This window comes from Sorangium sp. So ce726 (assembly GCF_051521405.1).
GTDB lineage: Bacteria > Myxococcota_A > Polyangia > Polyangiales > Polyangiaceae > Sorangium.
Genome location: NZ_CP150349.1, coordinates 1,628,740 through 1,652,423, shown reverse-complemented (window position 1 = coordinate 1,652,423; position 23,684 = coordinate 1,628,740). Strand labels below are relative to the sequence as shown.

Below are 23,684 nucleotides of genomic sequence, written 5' to 3'. Positions count from 1 at the left end.
CGCGACCGGCGCCGTCAGCGCCCATCAGGACCTCGTCATCCAGCGGCGCCGGCCTCGGTACCTTGCGAATCGCCAGCGCCTCCGGTGGTTCGAAGAGCTCGTACACAGCGGCTTTCAGCTGCCCATCCGCCCACCGTCATGGCTGCGGTGCGAGCCGGCGCGCAGCGTGCTGACGATCCCGGCGCTCAGCGTCAGCACGGCGCCGATACCGAGGCCGATGCGCGGCGCGGCATCGATTGGCATGATCGTGAAGAGCAAGGTCATGACGACGGCGCCCGCCGTCTGGCCGGCCAGCCGCGCGGTGCCCTGCATGCCGCCCGCGGCGGCGCTCCGCGCGCGCGGCGCCGCGAGGAACATGTTGCGGTTGTTCGGCACCTGGAACAGGCCAAAGCCTGCGCCGCACAGCGCCACGAACGGCACCAGCGCCAGCGCGCTGCCGTGTGCCGGTAACGACGCGAGCGCGGTGAGCCCCAGCGCGAGACACACCGCGCCCGTCGCGCACAGCCAGGCCGTCGAGATGCGGTTGGCGAGGCGGCCCGCGATGGGCGCCACGATGGCCACGCTCAGCGGCCACGGCGTGATCAGCAGCCCGGTGCTCAGAGCCTCTTGGCCAAAGCTGTGCCGCAAATAGAAGGGCAGCGCGACCAGGGCTGAGGCCTGTCCCGCGAAGCAGGCGACCGAGGCGATCACGGAGATGCGAAATGAGCGGCTGCGCAGCAGGTCGAGCGGCACCAGGGGCGCCTCCTTCCGCAGCTCGCGGCGGAGCAACAGGGTCGCGCTCAGGACGGACGCTGCAAGCAAGCCGGCCCCGAGCGCTGGCTCCGCCGGCAGCTGCTCCGCGCCTGCGATCAGCGCGCCGAAGGCACCCGCGTTCAGCGCCATGCTGGTCGCGTCCAGCGCTCGCGCCGTGCCGGGGACATCGGGGAGGCCGCGCGTGGCGAGCAGCACCGCCACGCCGAGCGGCAGATTGACGGCGAACAGCCAGGGCCAGCTTGCGCTCGAGAGCAGCACGGCGCCGACCGTGGGCGCTGCGGCCGAGGACAGCGCCACAGCGAGCGCGTTCCAGCCGATGGCGGCTGCCAGCTGCGCCTGCGGAACCACGAAGCGCAGCAGCGCCACGCCGAGCGCCATCACGGCGGCGCCCCCGAGCCCCTGCAAAAAGCGCGCAGCGACCAGCCAGTGGAGCGATGGCGCCAGCGCACACAGCACCGACGCGCCCGTGAACAGCCCGACGCCTGCCGTGAACACGGCGCGATAGCCCAGGCTCTCGCCCAGCGCGGCGCACGGCAACAGGGCCATCACCAGCCCGAGCTGGTAGGCGCTGACGACGCGCACCGACGCGGCGGGCGTCACCTGGAACGCGTACGCCAGCGCAGGCAGCGCCACGTTGGCGATGCCCGCGGAGAGCACCACCAGCACCATGGCCGCGAGCACGCACGCAATCGCCTCCACGCGCGCCGGGCCCTGCACACCGGAAGCCGCCTGATCGGGCACCTCGCTCGGCAGGGGCGCGTCCGCGATCGAGGTGCGCAGCGCCATCATGTTCCCACCGTCCAGACGCCGTTGCGCTCGACATAGCGGGTCACCCGCCGCGCGACCTGATCTTCCTGTCTGAGATCGCGCTCGGTGAAACGGAACAGCAGCGCCGGGCCGGCAACGCAGCACGTATCGTGAATGTCTCCAGGCAAGAACAGCTGCGCCTGCCCGGCGCGCAACAGGGTCTCGTCACGCTTGACCAGCTGGACGCCGACTCCGGTCTCGACGCGAGCGTAGGTCGACATCGCGATCTCTCCGCGCTGCAGGGCGTAGATCACCCAGCCGCGACCGTGGTCATGCGGCGGGCGGTAGAGCCCGGCCTGCTCGGTGTGGGCCTGCAGCACGAAGCCGTCCTTCGCATCCCGGTAGAGCTCCCTGGACGCGGGCGCCTCCCCGTGCAGCGCCGCGAGCCAGGGCTCGGAGGCGTGCGCGTTCGCCAGCTGTTCCAGGTGATGGCGACAGCTGGCGACAAGCTCGCTGCTGAGCGGTCCCCAGCTGGCGCGGGTGCGATGGACGAACAGTTCAAGGGAGTTCTCGGTCATGGGCGGCCTCCAGCTCGGCTCGAATCGACGTGATCCGCGCTTCGAGGTCGAAACTAGAGCGCCGGCGCGGATTGCGGAACGCGCAACGATCGCAAACACTATGTGCGTCAAACGCCATGGTTCGCCCCGACCTCTGCTAGCCTGGTGGGATGTCGCTGCCTGACCTGAACTTGCTCGTGACGCTCGACGTGCTGCTCACGGAAGGCAGCGTCACGGGCGCGGCCCGACGCCTGCGCCTGAGCCCGTCGGCGATGAGTCGGGCGCTCGCGCGCCTGCGGGAGACCCTGGGCGACCCCCTGTTGGTGCGCGCTGGACGCGGCCTGGTGCCGACCCCACGCGCGCTCGAGCTGCGCGAGCGCGTGAGTCACCTGGTGCAGGGCGCCGAGGCCGTCCTGCGCCCGGCCGAGAAGCTCGACCTGAAGCGCCTGGTGCGCACCTTCACGCTGCGCACCAGCGAGGGCTTCGTCGAGAGCTTCGGTCCAGCCCTGATCGAGCGCGCCGGCGCCCAGGCGCCAGGCGTCCGGCTGCGCTTCGTGGCCAAGCCCGACAAGGACAGCGCGCCGCTGCGCTCTGGTGCTGTCGACCTCGAGACGGGCGTCGTCGACGAAGACACCAGCCCCGAGCTGCGCACCCAGGCGCTGTTCCGCGACCGCTTCATCGGCGTCGTGCAGAGCGGCCACCCCCTCAGCCGCGCGAAGATCACGCCCGCGAGCTACGCCGCCGGACGCCACGTCGTGTTCTCACGCCGCGGCCTGGCCAAGGGGCGCATCGACGAGAACCTGGCCGCGCTCGGTCTGGCGCGCGAGGTGGTGACCATCGTCGGCGGGTTCGCTACTGCGATCGCCCTGGCGCGCGCGACCGACCTGATCGCCACCGTTCCGGAGCACCACACCAAGAGCCTGCGTGACGGCCTGTTCAGCTTCGCGCTGCCCTTCCCTGCGCCGGAGATCACCGTCTCGTTGCTGTGGCACCCGAGGCTGGACGCGGACCCCGCTCACCGTTGGTTGCGCGACAGCGTGCGGGAGGTCGTGGCAGGCGGGGAAGCGACGGTGGCGCGGAGCGGGCGTGCTGGGCAGCGCCGCGAGCCACGGAGGAGGCGAAGGGGCTAGCGCAGCCCCTCAGTTGTGAGGATCTGTATCGCCTGGCTCGTGCGTCTGGGCGGGCGGCGAAGTTGTCCGCGCCGTTGGACATACGGTCTTACCCCCGTGGCCCGGCGGCCAAGCTGGCGGTGTCGATGACGAAGCGATACTTGACGTCACCTTTGAGCATCCGCTCGTACGCCTGTTCGATCCGCTGGATCGGAATCACCTCGATGTCGGCGACGATCCCCTTCTCCGCGCAGAAATCGAGCATCTCCTGCGTCTCGGCGATGCCGCCGATCGTCGACCCCGCGATCGTCCTGCGCTTGAGCACGAGGTTGAAGACGTTGGGCGACGGGTGGGCGTCCTTCGGCACGCCCACGAGCACCAGGGCGCCGTCCCGCTTGAGCAGCCTCGTGAAGGCGTCAAGGTCATGGCTCACCGCGACCGTGTTCAAGATCACGTCGAAGCTCTCGGCGTGGCGGTCCATCTCGTTCGCGTTGCGCGACACCACGACCTCGTCCGCGCCGAGGGCCTTGGCGTCTTGCCGCTTCGACTCTGACGTCGTGAACGCGACGGTGTGCGCGCCCATCGCATGGGCGAGCTTGACGCCCATGTGGCCGAGCCCGCCGATGCCCACCACGCCGATCTTCTTGCCGGGCCCGGCGTTCCAGTGCCGAAGCGGCGAATAGGTGGTGATGCCGGCGCAGAGCAGCGGGGCCACGGCCGCCAGCTGATCCTCGCGATGGGTGATCTTCACCACGTGCTTGTCGTTGACGACGATCCGCTGGGAGTAGCCGCCCAGCGTGTGCCCGGGGGCGTCCGGGGTCGGAGAGTTGTAGGTGAGCGTCATGCCCCTCTCGCAGTACTGCTCGAGGTGATCGGCGCAGGACGCGCAACGCCCGCAGCTGTCGACGATGCACCCGACGCCGACCAGCTCGCCCTTCTTGAAGCGAGATACCTGGCCCCCCACAGCGGACACCCGCCCCACGATCTCGTGCCCAGGAACGCACGGATAGAGCGTGCCCGCCCATTCACCTCGGACGGTGTGCAAGTCCGAGTGGCAGACGCCGCAGTAGGCGATGTCGATCTGCACATCGTGGTCGCCTGGGGCGCGACGAAAGATGTCGAGCGCCTCCAGCGGCTTGTCGGCGGCATGGGCACCAAAGGCTTTCACGGTCATCTTGAACTCCTGGAGGGAGCTTGAGCTCCTGGAAGAGGTAGGATCGGCCCTGCTCGCTCGTTGGCTACCGGGCCACGTGCAGCACTATCATGGCGAGTTCCCGCCGCCGTACAGGCAACGCCGGCCCCGCAGGGAGAGCCGGCGACGTCGCGAAAAGCGGCAAAGATGAGCTCGGTTGTGGGGGTGTCCAGCATGGAGCAGGATCTGGACACGGGTGGGGGGCGCCGGGAGACGAGGCGGCGGGGTGGGATGTCCGGTTGACCCCACCCCCTGTCCAGATGACCGGGCGGGATGTCCAGATAAGCCGGGAGGTGTCCAGATAGGCGAGGGCGCGAGCGGTGGCGGGCGCGAACGGCGGGGGCGGCGTCAATGCGCCACACGGCGTCGACAGCCTCTCGCGTGGGTGCTCGGCTCGCGCTCGGCCGTGACCTACGCCTTCTGCTGCCGCTCGATCTCTGCGCGAAGGCGTTCCTCCCGAGCACGGAGCTCCGGGGTGAACTCCTTGCCGAAGTCGTCCGCCTCGAAGATCGGGCGAATCTCGAGCTCGGCCTCCTCACCCGGCATCGGATCGGGGCAACGACGCGCCCACTCGACGGCCTCCTCCATCGACCGGACCTGCCAGATCCAGAAGCCGGCGATGAGCTCCTTCGTCTCGGAGAACGGACCGTCGACGACGGCGCGCTGGCTCCCGGAGAACCTGATGCGCTTGCCCTTCGCGCTCGGGTGGAGGCCGTCACCCGCGAGCATGAGGCCGGCGTTGACGAGCTCCTCGTTGTACTTGCCCATCTCGGTCAGGAGCTTCTCGCTCGGCATGAGGCCTGCTTCGCTGTTCTTCGTCGCCTTCACGATCACCATGACCTTCATCGTCGTGTCCTTTCGCTGCGGCGCCTCGGGCGCCGGCGGGGTTGCTCGTACAGGCGACGAGCGACGCTGGGCGAGATCGACATGGCCGAGCATTTTTTCTGGGCCAGCGGCGCCACTCCGGAAATACCATGCAAAAACAATATGTTACGCAGATCCATCGTCCGGCGCGCCGTGGACGATGGCGGCCGCCACGACCCTCAGGTGGTCGGGCCATCGTCCATGCCGCACCTACCCGCGTCGCGGTCGCCGCTGGCGCTCGCTCGCACGTCGGCGCATTCCCATCTCGCGATCGCGAGGAACGGCGCCGAATTCACGCACCAAGTCAACGAGCGGTCGGAGCAGGACAGACTGCGCGTCGGGCCGCCACATCGCAATGTTGCGCATCTCCAAGCCGAGATCGCTGACCGGCTTCCAGATCGCGGTGCCGACCGCGAGGAAGCGCGCCGCGGGTTCCGCGCCGAAGGTCAATCCGAAGCCGCTCGCCACGAGCGTCAACAGGGCTTCTCCGTCGAGGATCTCCGAAGTCACGTTCAGGGTCACGCCGCGCGCGCGAACGGCGGCGATGATGTCGTCATACAAACGAGGGTTGCTCTTCCGCGGATCCATGAGCATGGGCTCGTTCGCCAGGTCCTTGACTTTGATCATGGATTCGGTCGCCAGAGGGTGCTGCTTCGGCACGATGATCCCCAAGCGATGCCGGGCAAGCACGACGCTCTGGAGCGAGGAGTCATCCGGGACGTAGTTCCCATAGCCGAGCGAGATCTGACCCGCGCGCAAGGCGTCCCACTGTTGGGCGCTGGTCATGGGCACGAGCTCCACATTCACTCGAGGCGCCTGCCTCCGAAACCGCGCGAGGATCGTCGACAACGGGCCGACATACGCAGAGCCGCTCTCGAAGCCGATCGTGACGGTTCCGATCTGGCCTTCGGCCGTCTCCCGCGCCTCTCTCGCCGCAGCGTCCACGCCTGAGAGGATCGTCTTCGCTCTGTCCAGGAGCAGCCGCCCGGCGGGCGTGAGCTTCACGCCGCGCCCCGATGGCTCGAAGAGCTCCGCGCCGATCTCCTCCTCGAGCTGCTGCATCTGACGGCTCAACGGCGACTGCGATACGTGCAGCTTCGCTGCCGCGCGCCTGAAGTTCTCCTCCTCGGCGATGGCGATGAAGTAGCGCAGGTGACGGAGTTCCATCGGTTTGCTCCTCGATCCCAGGGCTGGCCGCAGCCCCGCATCGATGCTCAACAGGTCTCAAATCGAGCCCAATATCGTCCTGGACGACTCGGTTGTCAAAGGGTACCCATCACGCATGGTCATGAAGGTCGCAAGGGATCTCCTGGGAAGGCATCCTTCATCCAGCGATTGAACAAGCGGCTGCGGTCGCTCGGTCTCTCGATCCGTCAGATCCGGACGCGAGCTTGTTGGGCACCGGGCAAAGAAGGGCTCGACGGAGACCATTCTTGGACAACTCGATGGTCAATGGGCGTCGACGCTCCTGCCCATCGATGCAGCGCAGCACTCCTCTTCCGAGAGGCCCCCAGTCACCCAGTCAACGACCAAGCGTCGCGCGCATGACCGTTCATTCAGACGGAAAGGAATCGTCGATATGGATTCAATCAGCAACGGCCAGGTCGCAGAGGTGCTCGAGCGTCTTCATCAGGAAGCGGAGGCGGCCGACGCGCCGCTGGCCGCTGACGCAGCGAGCGAGGCGGCCACCAGGGAAGAGATGATCACCCAGCTCCTCAAGGACGAAGCCAACGATCTCAAAGGCACGTATCGCGGGTTCGCGGAGAATTTCCTCAATGTCTCTCCGGATTTTGGACGTTTCCTCTACATGTGTGCCCGCGCATGCAAGGCCAGGTGCATCGTGGAGTTCGGCTCCTCGATGGGGATCTCCACGATCTATCTGGCGACCGCGCTGCGCGATATGGGCGGCGGCCGCTTGATCGGGACCGACCTTGTGCCCAGCAAAGTCGAGCAGGCGCGGGCGAACGTCGCCGCCGCCGGGCTGTCCGGTATCGTCGAGCTCCGGGTCGGTGATGCTCGAGAGACCCTCAAGTCTGGTGTCGGCGGTGATGTCGACATGGTGTTGCTCGACGGCGCCTTCACCCTTTATCTGGACGTTCTCAAGCTGCTTGAGCCGCATCTGAAGCCCGGCGCGATCATCATCGGCGAGAACGCGTTCGAGCAGGCTTCAGGCTATATCGACTACGTGCGCAACCCGCAGAACGGCTACCTCTCCCAGCCGATCCCGTTCGAGGCGGGACGCGGCAACGAGCTCACGATCAGGACGAGTTGAGCAGCCAGGCTCGAGGCACGTTGCAGGGTCATGGGGCCACCCGGGTTCCCTCGTAGGATCTGCGACGCTCACGAGCAGGAAGGTCCACCCCGCCGCCACAGAAACGGCTACTCGGCGCGCAACTTCCGCGTCGATTGTTGCCGAACCGGAAGCGCTGTCGCCGTAGGATGCGCCGGTGAGCAACGTGCCCAGCGCCGCCGACGAGGTCGAGCGGTACCTCCGCACCGGCGAGACCGACCCACACCACGCGGCGTGGCCCGGCGAGTTCATGGAGCGTGCGAACCGCGCTCACGAGGAGCTCCGAGGCGCTCTCGTTCACGAGGTGCGGCGGCGGGCCGAAGGACTCGCGCACGAATCCCTGCCGCACGCCGACGCCGTCGCCATCACGCGCGGCAAGGTCGAGCCGATGGTGCGGGGGCTGTTCCCGCGGGTCGAGCAGGACGCGGTGCTCGCGACGCTCGAGAAGTCGGTCGTGTTCGTCACGAGCGCGAACATCGAGCCGCTCTTGCTGAAGCATGCATACGACAGCTCGGCGTGGACGCTCGCCAACCTGTACCTCGCGAGCCTCGGCGCGGATCTGCTCGGCGAGGACGCGCCGCGCCTCGTTGGCTTGAGCGAGGGGACGACCTGCTATGTCTCGGTCGAGTACTTCGCGGACGACGATCCGTTCGCCGACTTCATCGTTCACGAGGCGGCGCACATCTTCCACAACTGCAAGCGCGCGACAGTCGGTCTTCGCGAGACGCGGACGAAGGAGTGGCTCCTCGACATCGAGTACCGCAAGCGCGAGACGTTCGCGTACTCGTGCGAGGCCTACGCGTGCATCCTCGCGCGCGCCAAGGGCCCAGCCGAGCGCCGTGCGCTCGCCGCGGAGTATGGTGCGACGGCGCGGCTCTCCGAAGAGCGGGTGGACCCGAGCGAGGTCGCAGACATCGTCGCGGAGGCGGCGAGTGCACGGAACGGCTGGAAGATCATCCTCGCGCGGTGCGCTCCGACGAGCCGTCCGCGGTCGGCTATCCAGCTGCTACGGGCGTCGTGGTCCGTTGAGGATGCTGCCCGGCGTCGGTGATCGAGCTGGGTCCGGTATCCATGCATGTCGGCCCGTTGGCCCAGCACCCGTCAACGTCATCGTCACCCCACCGCCGTCACGTTCACGGGGAACCACCACACGCACGCGCTATCGTGACATCACGACACTCTGGGCGCAGGGCGTCGACATCGAACTCCCGGAAGATCGGAGGGTCGGGCAGGTTCGCCACGCGGCGAACGGCAGCTGGAGGCCTCCGGCTGCTGGAGGACCTGCTCCCCTCCCATCGGGCGTTCCACCCGGTCGAAGGGGGTCGCCCCTCGTCCGAGCTGGGATCGCACCGGGCCGAAGGGGGGCCGCATCGGGTCGGAGGGGGCCTCGGCCCGGACCGATTCTGTGACGGCTGCGAGAAACGCCCCGTAATTCTGAGCATGAGCCATTCTCGTCCTCCGGCCGACCCGGTCCAGCACGGCGCCTGGACATCCATGCACACAACCGCCGTTCATGTCCTCCCTGGCATGCTCCGGTTCCTCGGCGTCGCCGAGGACGACCTCGACGACCTGTGCCAGGACGTCCTGCTGGGCGCCTACCGCAGCTTCCCCCGGTACGACCCGATGCGGTCCAGCAGCGCGCGCGACGCGGCCCTGCTGGACCCGCCAGACACCCTGGGATCCGCGGCGCCGGCTGCGCGGGCCGCCGTCGCCGCGGACAGCGCGTCGAGCGACACACCACCTCGCCCGCGCAGCACACCCACGGGCATGCCCGATCCCGCTCGACCGGAGCGCCTCGGCGAGCACTGGAGGGCGGAGGCGTCGTGGCTCTTCGGGATCGCCTGGCGGCAGGTCCGCCATCACCTGGAGCGCGCCTACCGGCGCCGCGAGGTGCCGGTAGGGCTCGCGGACGCCGCGTGCTTCCAGGAGGCAGACATCGCGGCGAGCAGCGAGCATCACATCGCCGTGCAGGAGCGGCTCGCGCTCGCGATCCGCCTCCTGTCGGAGCTCGCGCCCGAGCGCCGCGCCGTCCTCGTCCTGGCCGACGCGTACGATGTCCCGATGCGCGAGATCGCGCGCGCTCTTTCGCTCAACGAGCACACCGCCGCGAGCCGGCTGCGCCTCGCGCGCCGGGACTACCGCGCCGCCGAGAAGCGGCTGCGCCCCGAAGAGAGAAGGGCGCTCCGGTCCAGCGTCCTCGTGCTCCCGCTGTTCTCCGCGACCTCGTTGCGTTCGCTCCGCGAGACGATCCTGCCCGCGAGCGACCCGGCCGCGCCGAGCGCCGGAGCGCGGGTCGATGGGACACGGTGGCGAGCACGCCTCGCGCGCCCGGTCGCCCGGGCCCTTCGACCGGCGCTCGGGTGGGGTGCGGCAGGCGTCGCCGGCGGCGTGCTCCTGGCCACGACGCTCGCTGCGGCGCCGGTGACATGGGCTCGCCACCTCGGCCCGGTCGCGATACCCCTCCTCGTCGCGCGGAGCACACATCCGGCCCCGACGCCGGAGGCGCGACGCCAGGGAGTTCTCGCGGAAGCGCTACGCTCCGGCGACGCCACGCCCTCCGACGGCGAGCAGGGCCCCCGGACGCCCGCTGCACGAGCGGCCGATGAGCCAGGCCAGCGCAAGCCCGCCGCCTCGAGGCGCGCTCCGGCGCTCGCAGAGCCGAGCCAGGATCGCCTCGACGAGGAGCTCGCGCTGCTCGACGCGGCCAAGGCGGCGCTGTCGCGCGGCGAGCGCGCGGCCGCCCTCGAGCACGTCGATGCGCACGCGCAGCGGTTTCCACGGGGCCGGCTGACATTGCTGCGCGAGCGGCTCCGATCGAGGGCGGAGGCGCTGCCGGTCACGACGACCGGCGGCGCGGCGGGGCATGAGCGGCCGTGAGCGCAGAGCCGCCGCATCACGCGCGCGTCGGGTCGTGCGCGCCGCGATGGGGAAAGCAGGCGTGGCGCGCAGCGTTTGCTTCGATGGTCCCGGCCCTCGTCGCGCAGCTCGCGGCCCCACCGGTCCGGGCCGATTCCGGACCGCGCGGGGCCCGCGTGCGGATCGAGCTCACGCGCGGCCCAGGCGCCGAGCGCTGCCCCGACGAGCAGTTCCTGCGCGCGGCGATCGCCCGGCGCATGGGCTTCGACCCCTTCGACGCGGAGGCTTCGCTCACGATGGCGACGTCGATTGAACAGGCGCAGGGCGAGCTCATCGCGTCCGCCTATCTCCGCGATCGCCGCGGCGTGGTGCTCTGGGCCGATAGCTACAGGACCCGCGGCGACTGCAGGGCGCTGGTTTCGACGGTGGCCCTGTCGATCGCCGTGCAGCTCGACGACACGGGCGAGTTCTCGCCGCCGCAGGTAGCGCCGGCCCCGCAGGGAGAGCCGGCGACACCGGCGGAGGCGCCATGCTCCCCCGAGCGCCCGTGCACGGGGCCGCCGGCGCCGCCGCCGAGCGAGGCGCCGCCCGCGCGCCCGCCGGGGAAGGCGCCGCCCGCGCGCGAGCTGTCACGGGTGCGGGTGCCGCCTCCGAGCAGCGCGGGCCAGGCTGCGGCGGAGCGCTTCCGCTGGACCGTTGGCGCCGGCGCCACCATGGCGCTGGGGCTGACGCCCGGCGTTGCGGTGGGTCCGACGTTGGCGGTCGCGGGACGCTGGCCCGCATGGTCGCTCGCGCTGGAAGCCCGCGGGCTCTCGTCGCTGTCGACCAACGTGGCAGACGTGCGTGTGGCGACATCGGCGCTCACCGCGAACGCTGCCCTGTGCCTTCACCGGCATGTCCTCGTTGCGTGCGGGGTCGGAGAGCTCGGCATTCTCCGTGCCGTGCCCGAACTTGAAAATGTCGCGGGTTCGCTGCTGAATGTTCATGCGGGACTCGGCGCGCGGGTCGGCGTCATATGGCCGTTCTCAGATAGCCTCTCCGGGTACGGAACTACCGAGGCGGTTCAGCGCTTGGTCGACTCGTCAATGCGCCGTCGTGAAGGCATCGCCGAATCGGCACGCCCGGTCTGGAGCGCTCCCGCGATCGGGGTGGCGTTCGGGATCGGTCTACAGCTGAACCTATGAGGGCCTTCTGACAGCACGGGTATCTCCCGTCCCCGAAGGTGAGGGAATATGATAATTTTTGGTCAATCCACGCAATGCTCAAACCTTCGGGGCTCGCATCGAGATCCCCGCCTTGCGCTGAGGACCATCGTTCAGGTAGGGTATCACGCATGCGCATACCGAGCTTTGCCCTTGCTGGAGCGCTGTTGAGCGCTGGCTGCAGCCAAGAGCCCATCATTATTGATGGCCCATGTTCGCCCGAAGAGATCGCCCACGGTTATGACTACTGCGACACGGAGGGCGGCGACGGCGGTCGCGGTGGCGCGGGCGGTCAAGGCGGCGGCGGACAGGGCGGCGCTGGCGGACAGGGCGGCGCTGGCGGACAGGGCGGCGCTGGCGGCGAGGAGCACAGCGCGCTGTGCTCCGGCCAGTGCGTCTCCCCCGCCCCGCTCGGCTGGTCCGGCCCGGCGCTCCTCTGGTTCGGCCCGCCGGAGGCCACCCCCGAATGCCCTGCCGACGCACCGACGATCGGGTACGAGGGCTTCGCCGATCTCCAGCAGGTGCCGAAGACGTGCCCGACCTGCGCGTGCGACCCGCCCGAGGTCTCGTGTTCGCTCCCCACCGCGTGGGCCGCATCGTCGTCCTCGTGCCCCGGCGACGAGCCTGACGCCGTAGCGACGCCGTTCGCCGCGCCCGACGCATGGGACGGCGCCTGCACCGCCGAGAGCGCAATCCCCGCCGATCAGGACTGCAACGGCGAGCCCTGCGTGCAGTCGCTGACGATCGCGGCCCCCTCGATCACGGCCGGCGCGTGTACGCCGCGCATCGAAATCCCGCAGCCCGTCCCTCAGAACGCGCTCTTGTGGGCGACGCGCGCGATGGCCTGCGTCGCCGGGGCGCACACCGCGTGCGCCGACGCGACGACGTGCGCGCCGGGAGCGCCGCCCGGGTTCCTGACCTGCGTCTATCACGAGGGCGAAGCCGCCTGTCCGGAGGGCTACGCCCAGAAGCATGTCTTCTATAAAGACGTGCTCGACCACCGCGACTGCACTCCATGCAGCTGCGGCGAGCCGACCGGCGCTTCGTGCACGATCATGGCGTCCGTGTACCGCGACGCGGCGTGCACCGACCTGGTCGCGTCGACCCTCGTCGACTCGAGTGTGCCGTTCTGCGGGGTGACGCCACCTGGGGTCGGCCTGGGGAGCAAGTCGGCCACGGTCGCGGCGGTGGAGCTGGGCGCGTGCGCGCCGCAGGGCGGCGAGCCCGTCGGCGAGCTCCAGCCGGCCGAGCCGTCCACGTTCTGCTGCATCGCCTGAGCTCGCCGGAGCCACCGCCGCCCGGCGGAGCCGCCGCCCGGCCGGCGCAACGATCGGCTACCGGCGCACCCCGACCTCGACGTCGTCTCTGGAGGTTGCGAGCGGTAATGGAAGATGGGAGCAGACGCGCCACCGAGCGCAGTTTCCGCGCGGACGGTGAGCCGGCCGGGATGACGGCGGCCGACCGTTGGCCGATGTCTAGTTGGTCGAGGGCGCGGGGGTCACGGACGCGGGCGCCGCCGCTGGCTTGCCGTTGGCCTGTCCGGACTCGGTGGCCTTGCGGGCCTTCTCGCGCCGCGCCACCGCACGCCGGCGCCGCTCGTAGGCGCTCGTCACCTCGCGGGCGATCTCGGGGTGGCGCCGGAAGACGTGGGCCGCGGTCTTCCGTATGGCGCCGACGCGCCCGACCATGAGGTGCAGCAGCTGGTTGCGGATCGTGGTCGCGGCGGCCGAGGCGCCGGCCTCGGGGGCCGCTTCCAGCGCCCGCCGTTGCAGATCCTCCGCGAGCTTCCTGGCCTCGGCGATGAGGCGCACCTCGAACGCCTCGTCCGCCTCGACCAGGCGGTCCTTGAGCGACTCCGCGAGCCCCGCGTAATCGCGGAGCGCCTGGGAGAGGGCGCTCGAGCGCTGGCCGTCCTGCGCGTGGAACTCCTTGATGCGCGCGAGCTGCGCGTCGGCGGGCTCGTCGACGTCGTCGTCGAGCAGGAACTCGAGCGCCGACTCGAGCTCATCGACGACGAACCGGGCGCGCTGGCCGAGATCGGCGACGGCCGGATCGACGATGAGGAGCAGCCGCGTCTGCGCCTCCTGCACCGCGTGCACGATGGAGAGCAGCTCCTCGCCGCTCGATGCGGGCAGGCGGCTCTTGACCCGCTTGAGGCCCGGGCGATCGCCGTCGGGCTCCCAGTACTTCTTCACGAACGCCGCGGCGGCGACCGCCTCGCGCACGGCGATATCGTAAGGAATGTTCAGCGGGTTGTCGGTCCGCTCCGACCCGGCGGCGACCTTGACCCAGCGATCGAAGTCCGTTCCTTGCTTTGCCATGATGATTGCCTGACCCCTCCTCCTGCGACCCGCGCCCCTGGGAGCACGACGCAAAGCGGCAAGGATGAGCTCGGTCGTGGGGACGTCCAGCACGGAGCAGGATCTGGACACGGGTGGGGGGAGCCGGGAGGCGAGGCGACGGGGTGGGATGTCCAGATGAGCGAGGGGGATGTCCAGATGACCCTACCCCCTGTCCAGATGAGCGGCGGGATGTCCAGATGACCCCACCCCCTGTCCAGACGGGCGGGAGGGATGTCCAGATGAGCCGGGAATTGTCCAGATGTGCGGGGAGGACGTCCGAACGGCGGGGGCGCGCGAGCGGCGGGGGCGGCGTCGATGCGCCACACGGCGTCGATGGCCTTGCGTGTGGGTGCCCGGTTGGCCCGTGGCCGTGACCTACGCCTTCTGCTGGCGCTCAACCTCAGCGCGAAGCTGTTCCTCCTGAGTGCGGAGCTCCGGGGTGAACTCCTTGCTGAAGTCGTCCGCCTCGAAGATCGGGCGAATCTCGAGCTCGGCCTCCTCACCCGGCCTCGGATCGGGGCAACGACGCGCCCACTCGACAGCCTCTCCTTCGACCGGACCTGCCAGATCCAGTAACCGGCGATAAGCTCCTTCGTCCCGGCGAACGGATCTTCGACGAGCGCGTTCGCGACGCCACCGCGCGCAGCAGAAGGCCACCTCGCGCAGCCGCGCACAGGCTCAGGCCGAGCACGGCGAGCATAGCGATGACGCGATGTGATCCGGCGCGAGCAAGGTAGCATCCTGGTCCGGGCGATGGGCTCAGGCAGCCATGCCTCTTGGCCTGTTGGCCCAGCACCCCTTCTACGTTAGCGTCACCCCACCGCCGTCATGTTCGCGGGGAACCAGTACACCGCTGTCGGGGCCGCTGAGCCGCCGGGAGATGGTCTGCGTGTCGAGCAATCGCCCCTCGATGTTGGACCCCCGACCGAGCGCGGCGAGAACCATCGCGCAGACGAGCAACCCCGCGTGGTGGACGCGGTGCTGGAGGACGATGCCGATGTCCTCGCCGATCGCCTCGATGCGATCGGGGTCGAGCAGCCCAGGCGCCGCGTCAGCAACCTCGCTCGCGAAGGCGTCGCGCAGGGCCTGAGGATCAACGGCCGAGCGCAGAGGGCGGCGGCGGTGGAGACGCAGCAGGACGCAGAGGTCCCTGTTTCGCCCTTGCCCCAGCGCTGAAAGTTGGCCCACTTTTCGGCGTCCTTCGAGGCGAGGTGCGCCTACATAGTTCCGGTACCTCGCCGAGGGCTGACGCACCGCCAGACCGATCCCAGCCGGCTCTCTCCCGCTCTTCCCGACGGCCCCCTCCCTGGGGTACACCGTCGCATGGGCAGGCGTGTGCCCATGGGGAGCAGCTTGAGATGACGGAGCTCTGGTCCTCGGTCGACGAGGTCGCGAAGCACTTGGGAGTGGCGCAGGACTCGATCTACGGGTGCCTCGAGGGGCAATGCCTCCCAGCGCACAAGATCGGCCGCTTCTGGACGTTCAAGTGGTCGGAGATCGACGCGTGGGTCCGCGCCGGGTGCGCGAAGAGCGGCGAGAAACCCGCCTCGAAGACCATGACCGCCAAGGCCAAGAGGAGGCGTTCATGAGCGGCAAGAGCATGGACGTCTTCTCGCTGCGCGACTCGATCGTCGGCGAGTACCGCAAGTTCGCCACCTCGTTCACGACCATCCACGCGGAGGACATCCGCGCGCAGGTCGAGGCGATCTACTCCGAGGGGCGCTTCTGGCCCGACCCGCTCCTCCAGATCAACCCGAGCTACAAGCGCGGGGCGAACATCGAGACGCTCATCGCGGGCGGTGCGCTCGACCCTCGGACCGCCGAGATCTTCCGCGCCGACGGGGCGCCGCTCTCCCTCTACAAGCACCAGGAGCAGGCGATCGTGCTCGCCTCGCAGGGCGAGAGCTACGTCGTCACGACGGGCACAGGCTCGGGCAAGTCGCTCTGCTTCTTCATCCCGATCGTGAGCGCGGTGCTCGCCGAAAAGCGGGGGAGCGCTGCGCGGCGCACGCGCGCCATCATCATCTACCCGATGAACGCGCTGGCCAACAGCCAGCTCGAAGAGCTCGGCAAGTTCGTCGCGAACGTCCAAGGCGACCGGCCCATCACCTTCGCCCGCTACACCGGGCAGGAGGACAGCAAGGAGCGACGACGCATCGCCGAGAACCCGCCCGACATCCTGCTCACGAACTTCATGATGCTCGAGCTCCTGATGACTCGTCAGGACGATCTGGATCAGAAGGTTATCGGCAACTGCGCCAGCCTACGGTACCTGGTGCTCGACGAGCTGCATACATACCGAGGGCGACAGGGCGCCGACGTCGCGCTGCTTGTGCGCCGCGTCCGCGAGCGCCTGTCGCCCGAAAAGCTCCAGTGCATCGGCACCTCGGCCACGATGGCCAGCGAGGGCTCCGCGCGGAACAAGCAGGAGGTCGTCGCGAGCGTCGCCTCGAAGCTGTTCTCGACGACGGTGGATCCGAGCCACGTCATCATCGAGGAACTCGAGCGCGTCACCGACAAGTCGAAGCGCGCCGAGTCCGTGAAGAACGCGCTCGGGCCCGCGATCGATGCAGGCCTCTCGGCCAACATCACCGACGAAGCGCTTCGCAACCACCCGCTCGCCATCTGGACCGAGACGCGCCTCGGCATCACCACGACCGACGCGAACCCGGCGTGGCACCGCGCTCGCCCACGCACGCTCGACGAGGCCGCGCGCGAGCTCGCCGAGGAGGCGGGCCGCGACGAGAGGGCATGCCAAGACGCGCTGCGCACGCTGCTCCTCTTCTCGAGCCTCCCGGAGCGGGATCGAACCGGCAACGAATCGGCGTCCCACCGGAGCTTCTTCGCCTTCAAGCTGCACCAGTTCATCTCCGGCGCCGGCCATGCCTTCGCGACCTTCGAGCCACCAGGCAAGCGCTCGGTCACCGTCGAGGGCCAGCAGTACCTCCCCGGCGAGCCCGATAAGCGGCTCTACCCCGTCCATTTCTGCCGCGAGTGCGGGCACGAGTACCACCCGGTCCGCTTCGTCTCGGACTCGGGCGAGCGCGTCTTCCTGGCCCGCGACATCGACGACGCCGCGCCGGCGAGGACCGACGATGACGAGCCGGAGAGCGAGGAGGACGAGTCGCCCGATCGCGAGGTCTTCGGCTTCCTCACGCTCCACGCGCGCGACCCGGAGTTCACCTTCGCCGACCGCGAGGAGGACTACCCGGAGACGTGGCTCGACTTCGACGCCGCAGGGAACCCGCGCATCAAGAGCCACTACCGCAGCGCCCGCGCGCGCGAAGTCATCGTCGCGCCGAACGGCAAGGTGGGCTCGGGCTCCAAGGCATGGTTCATCCCGGGCCGCTTCCGGTTCTGTCTGCGCTGCGGGGCGACGCACAGCACGTCGGCGCGGGACCGCACGCGCCTCGCATCGCTCTCCGCTGAAGGTCGAAGCTCGGCGACCACGGTGCTCGTGTCGAGCGCGCTCCGGTGGATGCACGGGAAGGACTCGGGCCTCCCGACGCACACAAGGAAGCTCCTTGGCTTCACCGACAACCGGCAGGACGCCGCGCTCCAGTCGGGGCACTTCAACGACTTCCTGTTCGTGAGCCTCATCCGCGCCGCCTTCCTCGGCGCCCTCGATGTGGCGGGCGACAAGGGCCTTCGCAGCGACGAGCTCGGGGTCGCGCAGCAGCGCGCGCTCGGCTTCGACCGCCCGACGCCGGAGCTGCGCAGCGAGTGGCTCCTCGAGCCGACGCTCAAGGGCTTCAACCTGCAGGAGGCCGAGAGCGCGCTCCGGCAGGTTCTCTCGTACCGCGTGTGGTTCGATCAGCGCCGAGGCTGGCGCTACACGAACCCAAACCTCGAGCAGCTCGGGCTCGTCGACGTCGAGTACCTCGGCATCGACGACCTGGCCTCCGATGAGGAGTTGTTCGCGACGGCGCCGGACGTCCTGCGGCTCGCGTCGCCCGCGGTGCGCAAGGCGGTCTACACCGAGGTGTTCGACCACCTGCGGAAGTGGATGGCGATCCGCAGCCAGGTGCTCGATCCGGCCGTCGTCGAGCAGATGCTACAGAAGTCTCACAGCCGCCTGCGCGCGCCATGGGGCTTTGGCAACGACGAGAAGCCGCGCAAGGCACGCTGGCTGCTCATCTCGCCGCCGCTGCGCAAGGACACCAGCTTGCGCGACGAGGACATCATTGTTCGAGGCGGGTCGCGTAGCGCTCTGGGCAAGCTTCTGAAGTCCTCGCGTGGGACGCGAACGTCCCAGGAACCCGATGGGCGCAAGCTCTGGTCGGAGCCTTCGGCGGTGCGCGCGCTCAAGTCCAAGGACTTCGACGCGCTAATCGAGGTGCTGCTCAAGGCGGCAGTCACGCACGGGCTCGTGTCCGAGGAGGTGACGCCCTTCGGTGACAAGACCGGCTTCCGCTTGAGCGACGCATGCGTGCGCTTCAAGCGCGGCACGCCCAACGTTGACCCGAAGCACCCGAACGAGAACGCCTTTTTCCGCGACTTCTACGCTAACCTCGCGGTAACGCTGCGCGAGCCTGTCCACCCGCTCTTCAGCTTCGAGGCGCGCGAGCACACGGCACAGGTCGACGGTGAGAAGCGCGCCGTCCGCGAGAAGCGCTTCCGCTTCGGCGAGAAGGAGCGTCAGGAGCTCAGCTCCGATGAGAAGCGCCTCCGCGATGTCGGCGAGGCGAATCGCTTCCTCCCGGTGCTCTTCTGCTCGCCCACGATGGAGCTCGGCGTCGACATCTCCGCGCTCAATGCCGTGTATCTGCGCAACGTCCCACCGACACCCGCGAACTACGCGCAGCGCAGTGGTCGCGCGGGCCGCAGCGGTCAGGCTGCGTTGGTGCTCACCTACAGCTCCTCGCAGAGCCCCCACGACCAGTACTTCTTCCGCGACCCCAAGGCGATGGTGCATGGCGAGGTTCGCCCGCCGCTTCTCGACCTCGCGAACCGCGACCTCGTCGAAAGCCACCTCTCGGCCGTTTGGCTCGCGTGCACGGAGCTGCCGCTCGACCCGTCGATCGCCGAGCTGCTCGTGCTCTCGGAGACAGGGCGCCCGCTGAAGAAGGACGTGAAGGAGCCGATGGCGCTGCCGAAGGTGGCCGAGGAAGCCCGCCGTCGTATCCAACGCGTGCTGAACCTTCTCGAGGAGGACCTCACGCCCGCGCTCGCACCTTGGTATCCGGGCCGCGACGTTTTCGCGGGCGAGGTTGTAGAGCGCACGCTCACGCGCTTCGAGCAGTCCTTCGACCGGTGGCGCGATCTCTTCGCCGCCGCCGAGCAGCAGCGGGACGCTGCACGCCGCACGATGGACGACTACTCCGCGCCGCAGCAGGAGAAGCGCGCCGCACAGAGCCGCCACGCGCAGGCCATCGACCAACTCAACCTCCTCCAGTCGGACACGCGGAACTCGAACAGCCCCTCGAGCGACTTCAACACGTACCGCTACCTCGCGACCGAAGGCTTCCTGCCGGGCTACAACTTCCCGCGCCTTCCGCTGATGGCCTACATCCCGGCGACGAACGACGGGCGCGGGCGCCAGACGTACCTCCAGCGGCCTCGTTTCCTCGCGCTCTCCGAGTTCGGCCCGAGGAGCCTCGTCTACCACGAGGGGCGCGCGTACCGCGTCGCGCGCGCAATGCTCTCCCTGAACCATCAGGCGAGCGCCACGGCGGACGTGCGCCTGCCGACGAAAACCGTGCGCATCTGCAAGGCGTGCGGTGCGGGTCACTGGACCGACGAAGCGTCGATGTGCCACGCGTGCAGCGCGTCACTCGGAGACGCGGAGATCGTCAACCACACCTACCGCATCGAGAATGTCTCGACGCAGCCCGCCGAGCGCATCACCGCGAACGATGAGGAGCGCCAGCGCCAGGGCTTCGAGCTGCAGACGACGTTCGAGTGGGCCACGCGCGACCACGCGCTCGATGTGCGCAAGGGGGTAGCGCTCGACCTCAAGGGCGAGATCGCGCGGCTCGCCTATGGACCGGGCGCGACGATCACGCGACTGAACAAGGGCCTGCGCCGGAGGAAGAACCGCACGAAGCTCGGCTTCATGATGGACCCGGTCTCCGGCTACTGGGCAAAGAACGAGGACGAGGGTGACGAGGACACCGATCCGACCGCCTCGCCGCGTCAGTGGATCGTGCCGAGCGTACAGGACCGCAAGAACGCGCTCCTGCTGCAGCCGGCGGATACCGAGCTCTCGCAGGCCGCGCTGACGACTGTGCAGCACGCGCTCTTGCGAGGTATCGAGGCCGTGTTCCAGCTCGAGGAGGGCGAGATCCTCGCCGAGCCGATGCCCCAGCGTGACGCGCGCACGGGCTTCCTGCTCTACGAGGCGACCGAGGGCGGCGCCGGCGTGCTCACGCGCCTGGTCGCCGAGCCCGAACGCCTCGCCGAGGTGGCGCGCGAGGCGCTCGCCATCATGCACTTCGACCTGACGAACGGCCTGCCGGAGGCGGCAACGCTCGCCGACGCGCCCGGCACGGCGTGCGTCGCCGCCTGCTACCGGTGCGTCATGTCCTACTTCAACCAGCCGGACCACGAGCTACTCGACCGTCGCAACGAGGAGGCACGCAGGCTGCTGCTCCGGCTCGCTCGAGGAACGCTCACTGGGCTCACGACGCCCGTCTCGCGCCGTTCCACGCAGCCTCCACCCATCGGCCCGTCGGCGGGAGGCGACCTCGCTTCGACGTGGCTCGCCTACGCGCGTGGGCGCGAGCTTCCTTCACCTGATTCGGAGCCTCTCGTGATTGATGAACAGGCCGTCGCGCTGGTGTGGCGCGGCCACTATGTTGCTGCGCTTTTCGCAGAGAGCAGCGAGCTCGCAGCGAAGCTCCAAGACAAGGGCTTCGAGGTGGTCGTCCTTGGTGAAAACGAGGCAGCGTGGGCCGAGCCCACGTCGGCGCTGACAAAGCTTCTCGGGAGGTCGGCGTGACCGCGAACCTGACCTCGCCGCCGCCCTCACGCGAGGCGCGCTGGAGCCCTGGAAGCCTCGTACGTGCGCGCGGCCGCGAGTGGATCGTGCTCTCTGGCAGCGATGCCGACGTGCTGCGCGTTCGCCCGGTCTCAGGCTCCGAGGAAGACCAGACCTTCATTCACCTCGCGCTTGAAGCGGTGCCGGTCGCTGACGCGTCCTTCCCGAAGCCCGAGCCGACGCAGAAGGCCGGCCACGACGCGGCGCTGCTCCTCCGTGACGCGCTCGTTCTGTCGCTGCGGCGGGGCGCCGGTCCCTTCCGTAGCTTCGGGCAGATCGCCATTGAGCCGCGCGCCTACCAGCTCGTACCGCTGCTCATGGCGCTCAAGCTCGACCCGATCCGCCTGCTCATCGCCGACGATGTCGGGATCGGCAAGACCATCGAGGCCGCGCTCATCGCGCGCGAACTGCTCGACCGTGGAGATGTCCAGCGCTTCGCCGTGCTCTGCCCGCCGCACCTGGTCGACCAGTGGGTGACCGAGCTCGAAGGGCGCTTCCACCTCCGGCCCGTCGCGGTCACCGCCGCGAGCGCTGCGCGCCTCGAGCGCAACCTGCCTCCGAGCGAGAGCATCTTCACGACGCACGCGCACACGGTCGTCAGCCTCGACTACATCAAGAGCGAGCGACGTCGCGCCGAGTTCCTGCGCGCGTGCCCCGAGCTGGTCATCGTCGACGAGGCGCACACCTGTGCGTCGACCGGCCAGAGCCGCCATCAGCGCTACGACCTGCTGAAGGGGCTCGTCAGCGAGAAAGCGCGCCACCTCGTGATGCTCACCGCGACTCCGCACAGCGGCGACGAGGACGCCTACTTCCGGCTGCTGGGGCTCCTCCATCCCGACTTCGCCGCGCTATCGAGCACCTCGGGCGACGAGCACAAGAGGCTCCGTGACCGCCTCGCGGCGCACTTCGTCCAGCGCCGCCGTCCTGACATCGCCGAGTGGAAGGAGGGCAACCTCTTCCCGCGCCGAGAGACCAAGGAGCTGACCTACAAGCTGACGGGAACGTGGGAGCGCTTCTTCAATGCGGTCCTCGACTACTGCGCGTCGGTCGTCGCGGCGGCCGGCGAAGACACGAAGAAGCAGCGGCTCAACTTCTGGGGCACGCTCGCCCTCATGCGCTGCGTGGCGTCGAGCCCTGCGGCCGCCGTCCAGGCGCTGCGCACGCGCGCGGGGCTCGAAGAGGAGGTCGCCGAGGACGACGTCGAGGCACGTATCTTCGATGGCGCCGCCGACGCGCTTCCCGACGACGATGTCGAGCCGCCCGCCGCCTCGGAGGACAAGGCGCTAGCGGCGCTCATCACACAGGCCGAGGACCTCGCGGGGCAAGCAGGAGACCCGAAGCTCAAGATCCTCACCGACCACATCGCGGAGCTGGTGAAGGAAGGCTTCAACCCGGTCATCTTCTGCCGCTACATCGCAACGGCCCACTACCTCGGACAGCACCTCGCCTCGAAGACCAAGGACGTCACGATCGGCGTCGTCACCGGGGAGCTGACCTCGGACGAGCGCAGGGAGAAGGTCGAGCTGCTCGGAGACGCCGAGCGTCGCATCCTCGTCGCCACCGACTGCCTCTCCGAAGGCGTGAACCTCCAGGACCACTTCGATGCGGTCGTTCACTATGATTTGTCGTGGAACCCGACGCGTCACGAGCAGCGTGAGGGCCGCGTCGATCGCTTCGGCCAGAAGAGCGGCGTCGTGCGCGCCACGCTCCTCTACGGCGCGAACAACCCGGTCGACGGCGCGGTGCTCGAGGTCATTCTCAGGAAGGCCGACAAGATCCGTGCGGAGCTCGGCGTTCCGGTGCCGTTGCCCGACGATGGGCACACGCTCAGCCAGGCGCTGATGAAGGCCGTCCTGCTCCGCAACCGAGAACGCGAGGGCAAGCGCCAGCAGGCGTTCTCGTTCGTCGAGATGGAAGAGGCCAAGGCCATCGAAACGCGCTGGCTCGACGCCGCCGAGAAGGCGAAGAAGAATCGCACGGTCTTCGCGCAGCGCCGCCTCAAGCCCGAGGACGTGCTGCCCGAGTGGAAGAAGTCGCTCGCCGCGCTCGGCGGCAAGGAGGACGTCCAGCGCTTCACTGGGCGTGCGCTTGCGCGTCTGGGCGGGGCCCTCGAGCCCGTAGGCAGCTCCGGCCGTCGAGGCTTCAAGACGCCGCTCACGGCGCTTTCGGAGGACGTGCGCGAGCGGCTCGACGTCGAAGGGCTCGCAGGCTCGATCCTCATCGACTTCGAGTACCCGCCCGCGCCGCGCTGCCGCCCGGTGCAGCGGAGCCACCCGCTCGTGTCCGTGCTCGCCGAGACGATGCTCGAACGCACGCTCGGCAACGTCGCTATCGCCGACGTGAACGACCCAGGCGTGCTCGGCCGCGTCGGCTGCTGGGTCTCAGGCGGCGTCACGTCGCGCACGCTGGTCGCGCTCGTGCGTCTTCGCCACCAGCTCACGTCGCAGCGTGGGCAGCAGGCGACAACGCTCCTCGTCGAGGAGGCGACCGCCATCGCGTGGACCGGGGGCCCGGGTCCGCTCGAAGGTCCCGACGCGCTCGCGCTGCTCTCGCCGCTTCCCGTCTCCGACCCGCCCGCGCACGTGCGTGAGCGCGCGGTCATCCAGTCAGTCGGCCAGCTCGATTCTCGCATGTCGGAGCTCGACGCCTTTGCCGAGCGGCGCGCGCAGGCGCTCCTCGCCGATCACCGTCGCGTCCGCGAGGCCGCCGAAGCGCACGGCCGCTACAGCGTGAAGGCACTACTTCCAGCGGACGTCATCGGACTGTTCGTTCTGCTGCCGAAGGTGGACTGAA

16 protein-coding genes and 1 pseudogene are annotated in these 23,684 nt (G+C 69.3%); 9 read left to right on the top strand and 8 right to left on the bottom strand.

The window, feature by feature from the left end; genetic code table 11:
* Window positions 1-114 precede the first annotated feature (114 nt).
* A complete protein-coding gene (locus WME79_RS06160) occupies window positions 115-1,542 on the bottom strand; it encodes an MFS transporter (protein ID WP_437533183.1) in 1,428 nt (475 codons plus the stop codon).
* On the bottom strand, window positions 1,539-2,078 hold the full coding sequence (locus WME79_RS06155; RefSeq protein WP_437533181.1) for a hypothetical protein: 540 nt from the start codon (window positions 2,076-2,078) through the stop codon (window positions 1,539-1,541). Before WME79_RS06155 ends, WME79_RS06160 begins: the two co-directional genes overlap by 4 nt.
* A gap of 149 nt (window positions 2,079-2,227) precedes the next feature.
* Between WME79_RS06155 and WME79_RS06150 the strand changes: the two genes are divergently transcribed.
* On the top strand, window positions 2,228-3,187 hold the full coding sequence (locus WME79_RS06150) for a LysR family transcriptional regulator (protein WP_437533179.1): 960 nt from the start codon (window positions 2,228-2,230) through the stop codon (window positions 3,185-3,187).
* 88 nt (window positions 3,188-3,275) lie between these two features.
* Here the strand turns inward: WME79_RS06150 and WME79_RS06145 are convergent, their stop codons facing one another.
* From WME79_RS06145 to WME79_RS06135, 3 genes are all read right to left on the bottom strand, one after another.
* A complete protein-coding gene (locus WME79_RS06145; RefSeq protein WP_437533176.1) occupies window positions 3,276-4,340 on the bottom strand; it encodes an NAD(P)-dependent alcohol dehydrogenase in 1,065 nt (354 codons plus the stop codon).
* Between the two features lie 429 nt (window positions 4,341-4,769).
* Window positions 4,770-5,204, bottom strand: coding sequence for a YciI family protein (locus WME79_RS06140; RefSeq protein ID WP_437533173.1), 435 nt, complete (start codon window positions 5,202-5,204; stop codon window positions 4,770-4,772).
* A gap of 228 nt (window positions 5,205-5,432) precedes the next feature.
* Window positions 5,433-6,440 carry a LysR family transcriptional regulator gene (locus WME79_RS06135; RefSeq protein WP_437533170.1) on the bottom strand — a complete coding sequence of 336 codons (1,008 nt, stop codon included), beginning with the start codon at window positions 6,438-6,440 and terminating at the stop codon, window positions 5,433-5,435.
* 361 nt (window positions 6,441-6,801) lie between these two features.
* Here WME79_RS06135 and WME79_RS06130 point away from each other — a divergent pair, with 361 nt between their 5' ends.
* From WME79_RS06130 to WME79_RS06110, 5 genes are all read left to right on the top strand, one after another.
* On the top strand, window positions 6,802-7,494 hold the full coding sequence (locus WME79_RS06130; RefSeq protein WP_437533167.1) for an O-methyltransferase: 693 nt from the start codon (window positions 6,802-6,804) through the stop codon (window positions 7,492-7,494).
* 175 nt (window positions 7,495-7,669) lie between these two features.
* Window positions 7,670-8,563, top strand: a complete 894-nt coding sequence (locus WME79_RS06125) for a hypothetical protein (RefSeq protein WP_437533165.1) — start codon at window positions 7,670-7,672, stop codon at window positions 8,561-8,563.
* A gap of 389 nt (window positions 8,564-8,952) precedes the next feature.
* Window positions 8,953-10,389 (top strand): RNA polymerase sigma factor, encoded by a 1,437-nt coding sequence (locus WME79_RS06120; protein WP_437533162.1) that lies wholly within the window; start codon window positions 8,953-8,955, stop codon window positions 10,387-10,389.
* A gap of 83 nt (window positions 10,390-10,472) precedes the next feature.
* The gene (locus tag WME79_RS06115; RefSeq protein ID WP_437533159.1) at window positions 10,473-11,552 is read left to right on the top strand and encodes a hypothetical protein; all 1,080 of its coding nucleotides are present in this window, start codon (window positions 10,473-10,475) and stop codon (window positions 11,550-11,552) included.
* A gap of 185 nt (window positions 11,553-11,737) precedes the next feature.
* Window positions 11,738-12,847, top strand: a complete 1,110-nt coding sequence (locus WME79_RS06110) for a hypothetical protein (RefSeq protein ID WP_437533157.1) — start codon at window positions 11,738-11,740, stop codon at window positions 12,845-12,847.
* Window positions 12,848-13,045: 198 nt separating this feature from the next.
* On the opposite strand, the gene WME79_RS06105 is transcribed toward WME79_RS06110, so the two are convergent.
* The 3 genes and pseudogenes from WME79_RS06105 to WME79_RS06095 form a co-directional block, all read right to left on the bottom strand.
* Complete coding sequence (locus tag WME79_RS06105) at window positions 13,046-13,891, bottom strand: hypothetical protein (protein WP_437533154.1); 846 nt, start codon at window positions 13,889-13,891, stop codon at window positions 13,046-13,048.
* 396 nt (window positions 13,892-14,287) lie between these two features.
* Window positions 14,288-14,523: pseudogene (locus tag WME79_RS06100) on the bottom strand (YciI family protein); the annotation flags it as partial.
* A 190-nt stretch (window positions 14,524-14,713) separates the two neighbouring features.
* On the bottom strand, window positions 14,714-15,100 hold the full coding sequence (locus WME79_RS06095) for a hypothetical protein (protein WP_437533151.1): 387 nt from the start codon (window positions 15,098-15,100) through the stop codon (window positions 14,714-14,716).
* Between the two features lie 170 nt (window positions 15,101-15,270).
* Between WME79_RS06095 and WME79_RS06090 the strand changes: the two genes are divergently transcribed.
* The 3 genes from WME79_RS06090 to WME79_RS06080 are packed head-to-tail and all read left to right on the top strand — an operon-like array spanning window position 15,271 to window position 23,683.
* The gene (locus tag WME79_RS06090) at window positions 15,271-15,501 is read left to right on the top strand and encodes a helix-turn-helix domain-containing protein (RefSeq protein WP_437533148.1); all 231 of its coding nucleotides are present in this window, start codon (window positions 15,271-15,273) and stop codon (window positions 15,499-15,501) included.
* Complete coding sequence (locus WME79_RS06085; protein ID WP_437533145.1) at window positions 15,498-20,852, top strand: DEAD/DEAH box helicase; 5,355 nt, start codon at window positions 15,498-15,500, stop codon at window positions 20,850-20,852. The genes WME79_RS06090 and WME79_RS06085 overlap by 4 nt, the downstream gene beginning before the upstream one ends.
* Entirely contained in the window at window positions 20,849-23,683 is a 2,835-nt protein-coding gene (locus tag WME79_RS06080; RefSeq protein WP_437533143.1) for a helicase-related protein, read from the top strand. The genes WME79_RS06085 and WME79_RS06080 overlap by 4 nt, the downstream gene beginning before the upstream one ends.
* Window position 23,684: the final 1 nt, after the last annotated feature.